Here is a 13,895-nt window from a genome sequence, read left to right as displayed (position 1 = left end):
CGGCTGAGAAATCCGGCTGAAACGAAATTGCCGGACCGTTTCAAGCCGGATGAAAGCCGCGGGCAATGGGGGCGGCGTACGAATACGGGGACAGAAGAACTCACCTCTCCCGAGGAGTCCCCGAATGCGATTCGTCAGCCGGATCCTGATCGGCGTCGCCGCCGCCACCGCGGTCGCGATCGCCGCCCCCGCCGCGGCCTCGGCCACCACGCCGGCCTCCTACGAGGCCGGCTGGGGAGCCTATTTCTCCACCGACCACGACGCCAAGGCCCAGGGCCACGTGAGCGTGGACCAGAAGAAGTACAAGGACTGGTACTGGAAGACGTACTGGGTGAAGAAGCGCGTCTGCTGGAAGGACGCCGACGGCCACAAGAAGTGCAAGTGGGTCACCCAGAAGGTCAAGAAGCACAAGTGGGAATGGAAGTACGAGGACGTCTTCACCGTGCGCAGCAAGCTCACCAACGACAAGTGGTGGGGCAGGAACAGGTGCGCGTGGGAGGTCTTCAAGGTCGTGACCGGCGAGGGCGACACGTACGTCAAGCGGTTCAAGAACTGCGGCGAGTCCCCGAAGCACTTCTCCTTCTCCGGTACGGACGCCGCCCACATCTACGTGGACGTCAGCCGGGGCCGCGCGTGGGGCCCCACCGGCAAGCACTCGGGCTGGAAGGACGTCTACCACGCCGCGTGACCCACGCCGAGCCGCGGTTCCCGGGAGGGGGGCCGCGGCTCCGCCGTGTCCGGGTCCTGGCGCGGGACGAATCGGCAGAATAGTGTTCGGTTCATGCACCCGGGAGCCATCGCAGCCGTCACCCCCGACAAGCCCGCTGTGATCATGGCGGGCTCCGGAGAGGTCGTCACCTACCGCCGGCTCGACGAGGAGTCGAACCGCCTGGCCCACCTGTTCCGCGCCGCCGGCCTCCAGCCGGGGGACCACGTCGCCTTCATGCTCTCCAACCATCCGCTCTTCCTGGCCGTCGCCTGGGCGGCGCACCGCTCCGGCCTCTACTACACGGCGATCAGCTCGCGGCTGCAGAGCGACGAGCTCGCCTACATCGTCGGCAACTGCGGCGCCCGGGTGTTCATCGCGAGCGCCGACCTGGCCGCCGTCGCCACCTCCGTCACCGACGCCACCCCCGGCGTGGAGCTGCGCCTGATGCTCGACGGCGTCGCCGAGGGCTTCACCTCGTACGAGGAGGCCGTGGCGGCGCACCCGGCCACCCCGATCCCCGACGAGTGCCAGGGCGCCGACATGCTCTACTCCTCGGGCACCACCGGCAGGCCCAAGGGCGTCAAGCCCGCCCTGTCCAAGGCGCCGCTGGCCGAGCCGAACGTGCTGCTCAAGCTCATCGAGGGCCTGTTCGCGCCCACGGCCGACAGCGTCTACCTGTCGCCGGCGCCGCTCTACCACGCCGCGCCGCTGCGCTACTGCATGTCCTTCCAGCGGCTCGGCGCGACCGTCGTCGTCATGGAGCGCTTCGACCCCGAGCAGTACCTGGCCCTGGTGGAGAAGCACCGGGTCACGCACTCGCAGCTCGTGCCGACGATGTTCGTCAAGATGCTCAAGCTGCCCGAGGAGACGCGCAACCGCTACGACCTGTCGTCGCTGACGTGCGCCGTCCACGCCGCCGCGCCCTGCCCGGTCCCGGTCAAGGAGCGGATGATCGAGTGGTGGGGGCCCATCGTGCACGAGTACTACGCGGGCACCGAGGGCAACGGCTTCCTGTACGCGAACGCGCACGACTGGCTGGAGCACCGGGGCACGGTGGGGCGTTCGCTGCTCGGCCCCGTGCACGTGTGCGACGAGGAGGGCGAGGAGCTGCCGCCGGGCGAGCACGGCACGGTCTACTTCGAGAGCGCCGCGTTCGAGTATCACGGCGACCCGGACAAGACCCGTTCCGTGCAGGACCCGAAGGGCAGGGGCTGGACGACCCTCGGCGACATCGGCTACCTGGACGACGACGGGTTCCTTTACCTCACCGACCGCCGCTCGTACATGATCATCTCTGGCGGGGTGAACATCTACCCGCAGGAGGCCGAGAACGTGCTGTGCCTGCACCCGCGCGTCGCCGACGTGGCCGTGCTCGGCGTGCCGGACGAGGAGATGGGCGAGCAGGTCAAGGCCGTGGTCGAGCCGGTGTCGATGGAGGAGGCCGGGCCGGAGCTGGAGGCGGAGCTGATCGCGTACTGCCGCGAGCGGCTGGCGCACTACAAGTGCCCGAAGTCGGTCGACTTCCGCGCGGAGCTGCCGAGGCACCCGACGGGGAAGCTGTACAAACGCCTGCTGAAGGACGAGTACCGGGCCCGCTACCAGCAGTGACAGGCGCCTCCCGGGCTCCGGCCGAACCGCAGGCAGCTCCTAGTCGCCCGGGCGGCCGGCTTCCGTGCCGAAGCCGTCGTGCGACGCGCGCTCCTCAAGGGTGCTCAGCTCCTGGAAGACCGTGATGTGCAGGCCGCCGGGCGCGTCGAGCCGGGCGTTCAGCGACTCCCACGGGGTGACCGTGGGCGGCGCCACCTCCTCCGCGCCCGCGGCGACCAGCCGCCCGGTGGTCTCGCGAGCGTCGTCCACCTCGAACGCCACCCGGAACTTGGGCGCCACCTGCCGTCCGACCTCGACCTCGTCGATCATCTTCTTCTGCGCCGGGTTGGCGATCTCGAGCGTGGCCCGTCCGGCGTCCAGGATCGCCACCCGCGCCCCGTCGCCGCCGCTGAAGGCCGCCTGCTCGGGCAGGCCGAGAACGTCGCGGTAGAAGGCCACGGCGGCCTCGTAGTCCTCCGCCTCCACCACCAGCCTGAGCTGGCGGACGGCCGGGCTGCTCTCCTGGGGGGCGCTCATGGGGGGCTCCTTCGGGTACGCGGGGTTCCGTGTCCCTGTGCCCAACCCTTGGCCGCCCCTGTTCATTCCGATCGTCGTGGAACGGCGCGGCATCGATTTCCGCGCGATCTGAGTTGCGTAATCGGGCCCCCACCAGCAGTGATAAGCGCCACGTCAGCACTCTCAGGCTTCTCTGATCAATGCCTTAACCGGCGCTTACGCCGCTCTTGGCACCCTTGAGTCATCGGGACTTGAGGAGATGTGAGATGAACGCGAACGAGCCTCACGAGCAGGGCGCCGGAGGGTGGAGCCAGTTCGGTGACACGCCGCCCTCCGCCGGGGGCTTCCCCCGGCGCGACGACACCCGGGCGATGGCCCAGCCGGTGCCGCCGCCCCCGCCGCCACCGGCGGGGAAGCCGGGCTTCTCCGCCCGGCAGAAGGCGGTCGCCGGGCTGGCGATGGCGGCCATGGCCCTCGTCGGCGGCGTCGTGGGCGGCGCGGTCGTCACCTCCTTCCAGCAGCCGTCCGTCGCCGCGGTGAGCGCGCCGAGCCCGACGTTCAAGCAGGCCTCCAACCCGCTCTCCGTGGCCGAGGTCGCCCGGCGCACGCAGCCGTCCGTGGTGATGATCCAGGGCGCCTCCGGTGAGGGCTCGGGTGTCGTGCTGTCGGCCGACGGGCTGATCCTCACCAACAACCACGTCGTGGTCGGCGCCGCGCAGGGCGGCCAGATGTCGGTCAAGTTCAGTGACGGCAAGACGGCCAAGGCCACCGTGGTCGGCACCGACCCGGCCACCGACCTGGCCGTCATCAGGGCCGAGGGCGTCTCCGGGCTCACCGCGGCGCAGCTCGGCGACAGTGGCCGGCTCCAGGTCGGCGACTCGGTGCTGGCGATGGGCAGCCCGCTCGGCCTCGACGGCTCGGTCACCATGGGCATCATCAGCGCCCTGGACCGCACGCTGACGGTCGGCGGCGGCGGGCAGGAGCAGCTTCCCCCGGGCTGGGGGCGCGAGCAGGGCCAGTCGGGCCAGCCGACGACGATCGGCGGCGCCATCCAGACCGACGCCGCCATCAACCCCGGCAACTCGGGCGGCGCGCTCGTCAACGCCTCCGGCCAGGTCGTCGGCATCAACACCGCGATCGCCACGGCCGGCAGCAACGGCAGCATCGGCGTCGGCTTCGCCATCCCGATCAACACCGCCAAGCACGTGTCCGAGCAGCTCATCAGCACCGGCAAGGTCAGGCACGCGTTCCTCGGCGTGAGCGTCACCGACGCCACCGGCGACGTGGCCGGCGCCCTGGTCAGCCAGGTGAACGCCGGAAGCCCGGCGGAGAAGGCCGGGCTGAAGCAGGGAGACCTGATCACCAAGATCGGCGACAAGCCGGTCGACGGCTCCGAGAACGTTGTCGGGCAGGTCAGAGGTTTCAAACCGGGCCAACAGGTTCAGATCACTTATATGAGGGACGGTCGCCAGAGCACCGCCACCGTGACCCTCGAAGAGAAGAAATAACAGAAGCCCCCTCCCGGACGGGTGTGCCGTTGAGATCGCTGCGGACTCGGCGGCACACCCCCCGTACGCGGGGCCCGTACGTCAGGAGTAGCGGCGGCCCTCGTCGCGCCGGTACGCCCACGCCGCGACCGCCCCGGCCACGACCGTCCACACCGCCAGCGTCACCAGCGGCAGCACGCCGGGCTCGACGCCCGTGGTCGCCCACCACACCAGCTCGCCCGCGCCCCGGCTGGGCACGAACTGCGCGACCGTCCGCACCAGCTCCGGCATCATCTCCAGCGGCAGCATCAGCCCGCCCAGGATGGCGAACGGGAAGAACAGCAGCTGCGACACGCCGATCGCCGCCTTCGACGGCAGCAGGAAGCCCAGCACCAGGCCGATCAGCATGAACGGCACCGACGAGACGATCACCGCGCCCACCCCGAGCAGCAGCCGCGGCGGCGTCACCGTCGCCTCGGTGAACAGCACCGCGATCAGCAGCACCGGGACCATCGACACCAGCATCACCGCCGTCGTGGTGATGATGCGGCCCGCGAAGCGCGGCAGCGGCCCGGCGGGCAGCGTGCGCAGGTAGGGGTCCCAGGGCTGCTCCCGGTCCTGCGCCACCGTGATCGACAACCCCATCAGCGCCGCCGACATGGCCCCGACCAGCGTCATCGACCCGGTCGACACCGTCGAGGACAGCGGGTCGTCGCCGACGAACGGCACCGCGAACGCCAGCATCGCGATGGCCGGGAACAGGCTGCTGGCCAGCAGGCCGATCGGCACCCGGATCTGCTCCAGCATCTGGTGCCGGGTGTGGGCCAGGACGAGGCTAGACATGCGCGCTCTCCTTCTCGGTGATGGCGAGGAAGGCCTCCTCGAGCGAACTGGGCCGGATCTCCAGGCCGGAGAACGGCACCCCGCTGCGCACCAGCTCGACGACCAGCTCGTCGGAGTCGGACGCCAGCAGGTGGAAGCGGCCGTCCTCACGGTCGCTGGAGATGAGCCCGGGCAGCTCCGGCAGCCGGTCGGCGACGAGCGAGACCCGTCGCACGCCCACCATGTCGCGCACGGCGCGGACCGTGTCGTCGGCGAGCACCCGGCCCCGGCCGACGACCACGACCCGCTCCGCCAGGGCCTCGATCTCCTCCAGGTAGTGGCTGGTCAGCAGGACGGTGCCGCCGGACTCGTGGTAGGCCTTGACGCCGTCCCACAGCGCGCGCCTGGCCTCGACGTCGAGCCCGGTGGTCGGCTCGTCCAGGAACACCATCCGCGGGTTGCCCGCGAACGCCAGCGCCACGGCCAGCCGCCGCTTCTGCCCGCCGGACAGCCCGCCGACCTGCCGCTTGACCAGGTCCTCCAGCCCGAACCTGGCCAGCAGCTCCGCCTTGCCCGCCGCGTCGGGGTAGTGCGCCGACACCAGGTCCACGATCTCGCCCACCCGCAGCGCCTCGGGCAGGCCGGTCTCCTGCGGCGTGACGCCGATGCCGCGCCGCACCAGCGGGTCGGCGGGGGAGCCGCCGAGCAGCTCCACCAGCCCCGACGACGGGCGGCGCAGCCCCACGAACAGGTTGATCAGCGTCGACTTGCCGGCCCCGTTGGGACCCAGGAGGCCGACGATCTCGCCCGCGCGGATCTCCAGCGACACCCGGTCGAGCGCCACCACCTCGCTGTAGCGGCGTGTGGCCTCGACGGCTCTGGCCAGGACGGTCATGCGGTGCCTCCCGCGGTGTCGAGCAGGGCGCGGATCGCCCTGGTGTAGTCCTCCAGGGCCGCCCGGCCCCGTTTCGTCATGGCGACGTACGTGACGGGCGTGCGGCCCTTGTGGGTCTTGACGATGCGCACGTACTCCGCCTCTTCCAGCTTGGACAGGTGCACGGACAGGTTCCCGGCGGTCATGCCGAGCAGGTCCTTGAGGGACGGGAAGGCCATCTCGTCGCCTTCCGGCAGCGTGTTGAGCGTGACCATCACCCGCAGCCGGGCCTGGGCGTGGATGACCGGGTCGAGCTCCGGGGCGGCGTCGGTCACGAGCGCCGCCACAGCCACAGCCCCACGGCGATCTGGCCGCCGCCGAGCAGGACCGCCGTCAGCAGCGCGTGCCAGCCCGCCCCGACCAGCACGCCGACCCCGTTGACGGCGGCGATCCAGACGCCGAGGAAGAACATCGGCCACTGCAGCCAGAGCGCGCCGCCCGCCATGTAGAGGATCGCCACCACGGTCAGCATGCCGCCCGCCCACAGCAGGCCGGACAGCTCCGGAGGCAGCAGCGGCGACACGCGCATCGCGATCAGGATCATCAGCACCATGCCGGCGAACCATGTGTAGCCGTACATGGTGCCCCTGGCCTGGTTGTCGCCGCGGGTGTGGCCGCTCATCCGGACGATCTCGTACGCCGCCACCGACCCGGCCACGATCTGGGCGACCATCAGCACGGCCAGCGCCTGCATCTGGCCGATCGGCGCGTACGACTCGCCGTGCAGGCCGTAGTGCAGGAAGAACGCGGTGAAGCCGACGAGCCAGGCCACGCCCCACGGCACGTACATCCGCAGCGGGTTGGGCTGCAGCGCCCGCGCCGTGGCGGCGCGCTGCTGCTCGATGACCCGCAGCGTCTCCTCGGGGCTCGGGATCTGCTCGCCGTCTTCTGTCATCCCAACTCCTCTTGGCCTCAAACTGGTTTGTACTTTAAACCAGCTTGCCATGCCAACGCAAGGTGAGGGGATTCCGGCGCCTCACCGCCGGGTCAGGACCTCCGACTCCCACAGGTCGCGGTAGTAGCCGGGCGAGCGCACCAGCTCGTCATGGCGGCCGCGCTGCGTCACGCGGCCCTCCTCCAGCACCACGATCTCGTCGACCGACTCCAGGCCCCGCAGCCGGTGCGTGACCAGCAGCGTCGTACGGCCGCGCGTCACGTCCAGCAGGTCCGCCATCAGCGCGTCGGCCGTCTCCTCGTCCAGCGCCTCCGCGGGCTCGTCCAGCAGCATCACCGGCGGGTCGTGCAGCAGCGCCCGGGCCAGGGCCAGCCGCTGCAACTGGCCGCCCGACACCGTCCGGCCGTCCTCGCCCAGCTCGGCGTCCCACCCCGTGCGATCGGCCCACTCCTCCAGCCGCGCGTCCCGTACGGCCCGCCGCAGCTCCTCCTCGCCCGCCTCCGGCCCCGCCAGCCGCAGGTTGTCGCGGAACGTCGTCTGGAAGATGTACGGGTCCTGCGTCAGGCCCGTCATCATCGCCCGCACGTCATCGGAGTCCATCGCGCGGACGTCGGTCCCGTTCACCGTCACGCCGCCCGACTCCGGCTCCACCAGCCGCATCAGCGCCGACAGCACCGTGCTCTTCCCGGCGCCGCTCGGCCCCACCAGCGCCACCCGCCTGCCCGGCGTCAGCGTCAGCGACACCCCGTCCACGGCCGGCCGGTCCGCGCCCGGATGGCGTACCACCAGATCGGCGACCTCCACCGTCAGCGGCGCCGACGGCCGCGCCACCGGCGCGACCGGGTCCGTCACGGCCGGGGGAGCGTCACGCACGGCGCGCAGCCGGCGCAGCGCCGCCAGCACGCCCGCCAGCCGCTCACCCGCCGCCGCCAGCGGCAGCACCGGCTCGAACGACACCAGCGCCGTCAGCGCCAGCACCGCCGTCGCCACCGTGCCCGCGCCCGCCCCCTGCGCGATCAGCACGATCGCCGCCACCGTCAGCCCCTGCACCAGCGTGCCCCCGGCCAGCGCCGCCGCGTGCACCCGCGCCTGACGCCGCTCCAGCGACGCCAGCGCCTCGTCCGCCGCCCGCGCGTCGCCCAGCGCCCGCCCCGCCGCGCCGTACGCGGCCAGGTCCGCCGAACCGTGCACCAGATCCGCCACCCGGCCCGCCAGCTCCGCCCGGGCCGGCGCGATCCTGGCCGCCCAGCGCCGCGCCGCCGCCGCCGTGCCCGCCGGCAGCAGCACCCCCGCCACCAGCAGGCCCGCCACCAGCACCAGCGCCGTCACCGGCAGCACGAACAGGCCCACCGTCACCGCCGCCAGCCCCGCCAGCGCCGCCGCCGCGGCCGGCAGCAGGCAGCGCACCAGCAGATCCTGCACCGCCTCCGTGTCGTCCACCATCCGGCTCAGTAGATCCGCGCCGCCCAGCCCGTCACGGCGCGGCGGGATCAGCGACTCGTACAGCCGTTCCCGCGTCCCCGCCTGCGCCCGCAACGCCACGTCGTGACCCGTCAGCCGCTCGGCGTAACGGAACACGCCCCGGCTCGTCGCGAACGCCCGCGTCGCCACGATCGCCACGCTCAACGCCGCCAGCGGCGGCTGCTCGGCCGCCCTCGTGATCAGCCACGCGGCGGCCGCGATCAGGCCCACGCCGGCCAGATCGGCCGCCCCGCCGGCCAGCACCGCCCCGGCCAGCCGCCACCCCATCCGCCGCCTCACAACGCCCCCTCGACCCGAGCCGCGAACCCCTGACCAGAACCCGCCCCACCAGCGGCACTACCGTGAGATGCCGTACCGGTGGACACCCCGCCGCCGGGTGGCGCACCACCATAGGCGCCCCTCTCTCCGCCACCGGGCCCCGAGCCACCGACGGCCCCGTCGTCGTCCCCGGAGGACGCGCGGGCCGTCCCGCCACCAGAGGGGGCCTCGCCGTCCCCGAAGGGCGCGCCGCTGCGGGGCACGCCACCGCGCGGTGCGCCGCTGCTGGGGGGCGTCCCGCCGTCGGCAGAAGGCGTGCCTGCGGTGGGGGCCGCGTCATCGGGAGCGCCCGCGCCGCCCACGCCGGGTTCCGCGCCGTCGGGGCGTGCCGCGCCACGGTGAGGCGTCGCGCCGTCGGCGGTCGTCCCGCCACCCGAGGAGGCGTCGCCGTCCCCGGAGGGCGCGTCACTGCGGGGTGGCTTGCCGACGTACGGGGCGTGGCCGTCCACGGGAGGGGGGTCGGGGAGGAGGTGGCCGTCGTGGAGGCGGATGACGCGGTCGGCGAGGTCGATCATGGCGGGCCGGTGGGCGACGACGATGGCGGTGCGGTCCTGGCAGAGGGCGGCGGTGGCGGCCACGACGGCGGCCTCGCTGCGCCCGTCGAGGCGGGCCGTGGGCTCGTCCAGCAGGAGCACCGACGCCGAGGGCCGGCAGAAGGCGCGGGCGAGGGCGACGCGCTGGCGCTGCCCGGCCGACAGGTTGGCGCCCCGCTCGCCGACCGGCGTCTCGTAGCCCTGAGGGAGCGCGTCGATGAACGCGTCGGCCTGGGCGGCCCGGGCGGCGCGGCGTACGTCGTCGAGGGACGCGGTGGGGTCCCCGAGGCGGATGTTGTCCGCGACGGACGTGGTGAACAGGTGGGGCCGCTGCGGGACGAACGCCAGCCGGGCCCGCCACGCCTCCAGGTCGAGCTCGCGCAGGTCGGTGCCGTCGACGAGCACCCGGCCGGCGGCCGGCTGGACGAAGCCGAGCACGAGCGCGAGCACGGTGCTCTTGCCGCCTCCGCTCTCGCCGACGAGGGCGACCCGTTCGCCGGGTTCGATGGTGAGGGTGACGTCGCGCAGGGCGGGGTCGTCGCGGCCGGGGTAGCGGACGGTGACGTTCTCGAGCTGGATCCGCGGCGCGGCGGCGCCGCCGGGGGGCGCGGTGCGGGCACCGGGGGCGGGCCGTTCGCCGGGTTCCTGGTCGAGGACGGCGAAGGCGGCGTCGGCGGCGGCGACGCCTTCCATCGAGGCGTGGAAGCGGGTGCCCATGGCGCGCAGCGGCAGGTACGCCTCGGGCGCGAGCAGCAGCACCAGCAGCGCGGTCGTCAGGTCGAGGCTGCCGCCGAGCAGGCGCAGCCCGATGGGCACGGCCACGAGGGCCAGCGAGAGCGACGCGCACAGTTCCAGCACGAGCGACGACAGGAAGGCCACGCGCAGCGTGCGCATGGTGGCGGCGCGGTGGGCGTCGGCGACCTGCCGGATGACGGTGGCCTGGTAGCGGGCGCGGCCGAAGGCGCGCAGGGTGGGCAGGCCGCGCACCACGTCGAGGAAGTGGCCGCCGAGCCGCGACAGGGCGTGGAACTGCTTCTCGGTGACGGCCTTGGTGGTCAGCCCGACGAGGGCGCCGAAGATCGGGATGAGCGGCAGCGTGACGAGGACGATGACGGCGCTGGCCAGGTCGGCGGCGAGCAGCCGGACGAGCACGGCGACGGGCACGACGGCGGCGACGGCGATGGAGGGCAGGTAGCCGGTCAGGTAGGCGTCGAGGCCGTCGAGCCCGCGCCCGGTGAGGGTGACGAGCTCGCCGGAGCGGTGGCCGGTGAGGCGGGCGGGCCCGAGCTCCTGCAGCCGGGCCAGCAGCCGGTGGCGCAGCGCCGACTTGACGCCGGTGGCGGTGCGCCCGGCGAACACGCCCTGCGTCCAGCCGAGCAGCGCCCGCAGGGCGACCACGCCCGCCACCCCGGCCAGCGCCGCGGCGGTGAACCGGCCGGACAGCACGCCGGCCAGCAGCTCGGCCTGGACCAGGACGAGCAGCCCGGCGACCGTGGCCGCGGCGAAGGTGACGGCGAGGTGGCGGCGGACGGCCCGCTCGGCCCGCATGAGCCGCAGAAGATCTTTGTGCACGGTGCCTCGGGTGCCTCAGAAGAACGATGGGATCCGGTCGGCGCCCTTGCCCGGTCGGAAAGTGCGCCATACCCATACTTGCGCGGCGACCATGAGGGGTGCGAACGGGAGCACCATGAGACTGAGCACATTCAGCGTGGCCGGGGGCGCGCTGTGGTCGAGCAGGTAGCCCATGGCGCCCGCGAGCAGGCCGAGCGCGGGCAGCGCGGCGACGGCCCCGGTGAGGGCGAGCACGCGTCCGGACCGGGCGGCGCCGGTGAGCGCGGGGTCGCGCCAGCCGAGGAACGTCCAGCCGTGGAAGGCGAACAGCAGCGTGACCACGACGCCCAGCAGCAGCCCCACGGGGTGCATGGGGGAGGAGGTGAACCCGGTGGCGGCCCCGTACAGGGCCATGCCCCAGCCGGCCGACAGCCACAGTGAGCCGAGGGCGATGAGGGCGTCCCAGAAGCGGCGCCAGCCGGGGCCGCCCACGCGGCGGCGGAACCACAGCCCGGCGTCGCGCACGACCCACGCCAGCAGCATGGCCACGACCAGCGGGTAGAGCCCGAACAGCACCTCGCCTTCGAGCATCGGGTAGACGCCGAACAGCGTCCCGGCGACGGCGACCAGCCACACCTCGTTGGCGAGCACGAACGGCGCGATGGCGGCGACCATCCGGTCGCGGCGTTCGACGGTCCGGCCGAGGACGGGCAGCAGCAGCCCCACGCCCAGGTCGAACCCCTCAAGGGCGAAATATCCGGCAAGCAGCACGGCGAAGAGGGCGAACCACAGCAGTTCCATGTGCGACTCCCTAGTACGTCAGCGCGGGGGCGCGCCGCTCGCCGGCGGCGCCGAGGGACAGGTCGTCGCCGGGCCCGCGCCGGATGATCCGGGCGATGAGCACGTAGTCGACGACCGCGAGCAGCCCGAGCACCGCGGTGAACCCGGCGAGCGAGGCGGTGACCATGCCCGAGGTGAGCCCGGGCGTCAGGGCGTCGGCGACGGTGAGCCGTTCCCAGATCATCCACGGCTGCCGCCCGATCTCCCTGGCCAGCCAGCCGAAAATGGCCAGCACGAACGGCAGCGGCGTCAGCGCGATCAGCAGCGGGTGCGCCCACCGCCAGCGGGGCAGCAGGCGGATGCACGGCAGCATGAAGAACAGCACGATCAGCGAGAACAGGTGGCCGCCCTCGACCATGAAGCCGAGCGGCACGGCGGCGGCCGTGTTGCCGGAGAACTTCCCGGGCTGGACGCCGACGGCGAACTGCGCGTAGCCGAACATCACGGTCACCGTGATGCCGATCGCGGCGGTGATCACGCCGGTCTTCATCGACCGGGTGAAGAACTCCACCTCGGCGGTGCGGCGCCGCAACTGGTAGGCGCTGGCGCCGACGAGCACCATCCCCCCGGTGAACAGCCCGGCGCCCAGTACGTGCGGGAACGCGTACACCAGGGCGTCGTTGGTGAGCAGCGCGCCGAAGTCGGTCAGCTCCAGCCGCCCGCCGGACAGCACCGCGCCCGCCGGGTTCTGCAGGAACGCGTTCGCGGTCAGGATGAAGAACGCGCTGCCGTACGCGGTGGCGGTGACCATCCAGATGCACGCCACGTGCGCCCATTTGGGCAGCCGTCCCCAGCCGAAGATCCACAGTCCGAGGAAGGTGGATTCGAGGAAGAACGCCACCAGGGTCTCCATGGCCAGCGGCGCGCCGAACACGTCGCCCGCGTAGTGCGACAGCCCGCTCCACGCCAGCCCGAACTGGAACTCCATCACCAGGCCGGTGACGATGCCGAGGGCGTAGTTGATCAGGTAGATCTGCCCCCAGAAGCGCGTCATCCGCTCGTGCAGCGGCAGGCCGGTGCGCGCCCAGCGGGTGTGCATGATCGCCACCAGCGGCGCGAGCCCCAGCGTGAGCAGCACGAACAGGAAGTGCAGGCTTCCCGTCACGGCGAACTGGGTGCGCGCCAGGTCGAGTACGTCCAAGGTTCCGCTCCGTCGTTGTGTCTGTCTACATATAGAGAGCCTACATGTAGGCTGGCTACATGCAGAACGGATGCCTAGGATCGATGACATGAATCCCGACGCGCTCCGCGGCCACATGGACGCGCTGCTGCTGTCCGTGCTGGAGCGCGAGCCCCTGCACGGCTACGCCATCATCGAGGCCCTGCAGGAGCGCAGCGAGGGCGCGCTCTCCGTGCCGACCGGCACGGTCTACCCGGCGCTGCGCCGGCTGGAGCGCACCGGCTGCCTGGCCAGTGAGTGGGCCACGGTCGGCGGGCGCAGGCGGCGCACCTACCGGCTGACCGACGCGGGGCGCAAGCAGCTCGCCGCGGAGCGGTCGGCCTGGCGCGAGTTCGCCGGCGTGATCGGCAGCGTGCTCAGGCCCGACCCCGGACCGGCCGGCTGACCCGCAGGCACCGGGTGGCGCAGTAGAGCTGCATGCCCCAGAACGCCCAGGTCACCAGGTTGGCCAGCACCGCGGGCAGGAAGAGCGCGACCCCGGCGGGGGAGGTCTGCGCGAGCACCAGGCTCAGCACCCCGGTGACCGGCAGCATCACCCACACGATCACGCCCAGCGACCGGGTGACCAGGCCGGGCCGCACCAGGCCCCGGGCCAGGGCCAGCAGCGCGGCCCCGCCGTACAGGCCGGTGCCGAGCTGGAGCACGTCGAGCAGCCGCGAGGCGAACACGTGCCAGTCGGCGCGCGGCCCGTAGCTCGCGAAGGAGCCGGGGTGGAAGCGCCAGACCACCGACCACATGACCACGGTCACCGGCACGCTGACGAACAGCAGCAGCCCCAGCCGCCGCCCCGCGACCGCGGTGAGCTCCGCCTGGAAGCCGGGCGCGATGTCGCGGACCGGGCCGAACTCCTCGATCGCCAGCCGCTCGGCCTCCTCCCGCCCGGCCCCGCCCGCCTCGTAGGCGTCGGCGGCGTCGACCAGGCTGTCGCGGGCCTCGACGACCATGTCCCGCTTCGGCCCGGACGGCCCGGACAGGGCGCGGCCGAGGTCGGTGACGTAGTCGTCGATGCGCATGCGCACCAGTGTACGAACGGTCCCGCCG

14 protein-coding genes are annotated in these 13,895 nt (G+C 72.8%); 4 read left to right on the top strand and 10 right to left on the bottom strand.

Going from position 1 to position 13,895, the window contains the following annotated elements:
* The first annotated feature begins 124 nt into the window (after nucleotides 1-124).
* A complete protein-coding gene (locus AB0J53_RS39470; RefSeq protein ID WP_219519033.1) occupies nucleotides 125-688 on the top strand; it encodes a hypothetical protein in 564 nt (187 codons plus the stop codon).
* Between the two features lie 93 nt (nucleotides 689-781).
* On the top strand, nucleotides 782-2,317 hold the full coding sequence (locus AB0J53_RS39465; RefSeq protein WP_364182000.1) for an AMP-binding protein: 1,536 nt from the start codon (nucleotides 782-784) through the stop codon (nucleotides 2,315-2,317).
* Nucleotides 2,318-2,356: 39 nt separating this feature from the next.
* On the opposite strand, the gene AB0J53_RS39460 is transcribed toward AB0J53_RS39465, so the two are convergent.
* Entirely contained in the window at nucleotides 2,357-2,833 is a 477-nt protein-coding gene (locus AB0J53_RS39460) for a VOC family protein (RefSeq protein ID WP_364181998.1), read from the bottom strand.
* A gap of 245 nt (nucleotides 2,834-3,078) precedes the next feature.
* Here AB0J53_RS39460 and AB0J53_RS39455 point away from each other — a divergent pair, with 245 nt between their 5' ends.
* Nucleotides 3,079-4,320, top strand: coding sequence for a trypsin-like peptidase domain-containing protein (locus AB0J53_RS39455; RefSeq protein WP_364181996.1), 1,242 nt, complete (start codon nucleotides 3,079-3,081; stop codon nucleotides 4,318-4,320).
* Nucleotides 4,321-4,401: 81 nt separating this feature from the next.
* Here the strand turns inward: AB0J53_RS39455 and AB0J53_RS39450 are convergent, their stop codons facing one another.
* From AB0J53_RS39450 to AB0J53_RS39415, 8 genes are all read right to left on the bottom strand, one after another.
* Nucleotides 4,402-5,142: an ABC transporter permease gene (locus AB0J53_RS39450; protein ID WP_364181993.1), complete on the bottom strand. Its 741-nt coding sequence runs from the start codon at nucleotides 5,140-5,142 to the stop codon at nucleotides 4,402-4,404.
* Nucleotides 5,135-6,016 carry an ABC transporter ATP-binding protein gene (locus AB0J53_RS39445; protein WP_364181990.1) on the bottom strand — a complete coding sequence of 294 codons (882 nt, stop codon included), beginning with the start codon at nucleotides 6,014-6,016 and terminating at the stop codon, nucleotides 5,135-5,137. The genes AB0J53_RS39450 and AB0J53_RS39445 overlap by 8 nt, the downstream gene beginning before the upstream one ends.
* Entirely contained in the window at nucleotides 6,013-6,342 is a 330-nt protein-coding gene (locus AB0J53_RS39440; RefSeq protein ID WP_364181988.1) for a transcriptional regulator, read from the bottom strand. Before AB0J53_RS39440 ends, AB0J53_RS39445 begins: the two co-directional genes overlap by 4 nt.
* Nucleotides 6,327-6,950, bottom strand: coding sequence for a hypothetical protein (locus AB0J53_RS39435; protein WP_364181985.1), 624 nt, complete (start codon nucleotides 6,948-6,950; stop codon nucleotides 6,327-6,329). Before AB0J53_RS39435 ends, AB0J53_RS39440 begins: the two co-directional genes overlap by 16 nt.
* An 81-nt stretch (nucleotides 6,951-7,031) precedes the next feature.
* Nucleotides 7,032-8,711 (bottom strand): thiol reductant ABC exporter subunit CydC, encoded by a 1,680-nt coding sequence (gene cydC / locus AB0J53_RS39430; protein ID WP_364181982.1) that lies wholly within the window; start codon nucleotides 8,709-8,711, stop codon nucleotides 7,032-7,034.
* Nucleotides 8,708-10,855: a thiol reductant ABC exporter subunit CydD gene (cydD, locus tag AB0J53_RS39425; RefSeq protein ID WP_364181979.1), complete on the bottom strand. Its 2,148-nt coding sequence runs from the start codon at nucleotides 10,853-10,855 to the stop codon at nucleotides 8,708-8,710. Before cydD ends, cydC begins: the two co-directional genes overlap by 4 nt.
* A 15-nt stretch (nucleotides 10,856-10,870) precedes the next feature.
* Nucleotides 10,871-11,635, bottom strand: a complete 765-nt coding sequence (locus AB0J53_RS39420) for a cytochrome d ubiquinol oxidase subunit II (protein WP_219509389.1) — start codon at nucleotides 11,633-11,635, stop codon at nucleotides 10,871-10,873.
* Nucleotides 11,636-11,645: 10 nt separating this feature from the next.
* Nucleotides 11,646-12,815 (bottom strand): cytochrome ubiquinol oxidase subunit I, encoded by a 1,170-nt coding sequence (locus AB0J53_RS39415; protein ID WP_364181976.1) that lies wholly within the window; start codon nucleotides 12,813-12,815, stop codon nucleotides 11,646-11,648.
* Between the two features lie 88 nt (nucleotides 12,816-12,903).
* Here AB0J53_RS39415 and AB0J53_RS39410 point away from each other — a divergent pair, with 88 nt between their 5' ends.
* On the top strand, nucleotides 12,904-13,239 hold the full coding sequence (locus tag AB0J53_RS39410; RefSeq protein WP_219509391.1) for a PadR family transcriptional regulator: 336 nt from the start codon (nucleotides 12,904-12,906) through the stop codon (nucleotides 13,237-13,239).
* Here AB0J53_RS39410 and AB0J53_RS39405 read toward each other — a convergent pair.
* Entirely contained in the window at nucleotides 13,211-13,867 is a 657-nt protein-coding gene (locus AB0J53_RS39405) for a permease prefix domain 1-containing protein (RefSeq protein WP_364181973.1), read from the bottom strand. The two genes, AB0J53_RS39410 and AB0J53_RS39405, sit on opposite strands and share 29 nt — an antisense overlap.
* Between the last annotated feature and the right edge of the window lie 28 nt (nucleotides 13,868-13,895).

This window comes from Nonomuraea sp. NPDC049725 (assembly GCF_040674795.1).
GTDB lineage: Bacteria > Actinomycetota > Actinomycetes > Streptosporangiales > Streptosporangiaceae > Nonomuraea > Nonomuraea ceibae.
This window is presented reverse-complemented; position numbering and strand designations above follow the sequence as displayed.

Coding starts and splice junctions, on each gene's coding strand:
- AB0J53_RS39470 (WP_219519033.1), top strand. CDS start 125: ATGCGATTCGTCAGCCGGATCCTGATCGGCGTCGCCGCCGCCACCGCG.
- AB0J53_RS39465 (WP_364182000.1), top strand. CDS start 782: ATGCACCCGGGAGCCATCGCAGCCGTCACCCCCGACAAGCCCGCTGTG.
- AB0J53_RS39460 (WP_364181998.1), bottom strand. CDS start 2,833: ATGAGCGCCCCCCAGGAGAGCAGCCCGGCCGTCCGCCAGCTCAGGCTG.
- AB0J53_RS39455 (WP_364181996.1), top strand. CDS start 3,079: ATGAACGCGAACGAGCCTCACGAGCAGGGCGCCGGAGGGTGGAGCCAG.
- AB0J53_RS39450 (WP_364181993.1), bottom strand. CDS start 5,142: ATGTCTAGCCTCGTCCTGGCCCACACCCGGCACCAGATGCTGGAGCAG.
- AB0J53_RS39445 (WP_364181990.1), bottom strand. CDS start 6,016: ATGACCGTCCTGGCCAGAGCCGTCGAGGCCACACGCCGCTACAGCGAG.
- AB0J53_RS39435 (WP_364181985.1), bottom strand. CDS start 6,950: ATGACAGAAGACGGCGAGCAGATCCCGAGCCCCGAGGAGACGCTGCGG.
- AB0J53_RS39420 (WP_219509389.1), bottom strand. CDS start 11,635: ATGGAACTGCTGTGGTTCGCCCTCTTCGCCGTGCTGCTTGCCGGATAT.
- AB0J53_RS39410 (WP_219509391.1), top strand. CDS start 12,904: ATGAATCCCGACGCGCTCCGCGGCCACATGGACGCGCTGCTGCTGTCC.
- AB0J53_RS39405 (WP_364181973.1), bottom strand. CDS start 13,867: ATGCGCATCGACGACTACGTCACCGACCTCGGCCGCGCCCTGTCCGGG.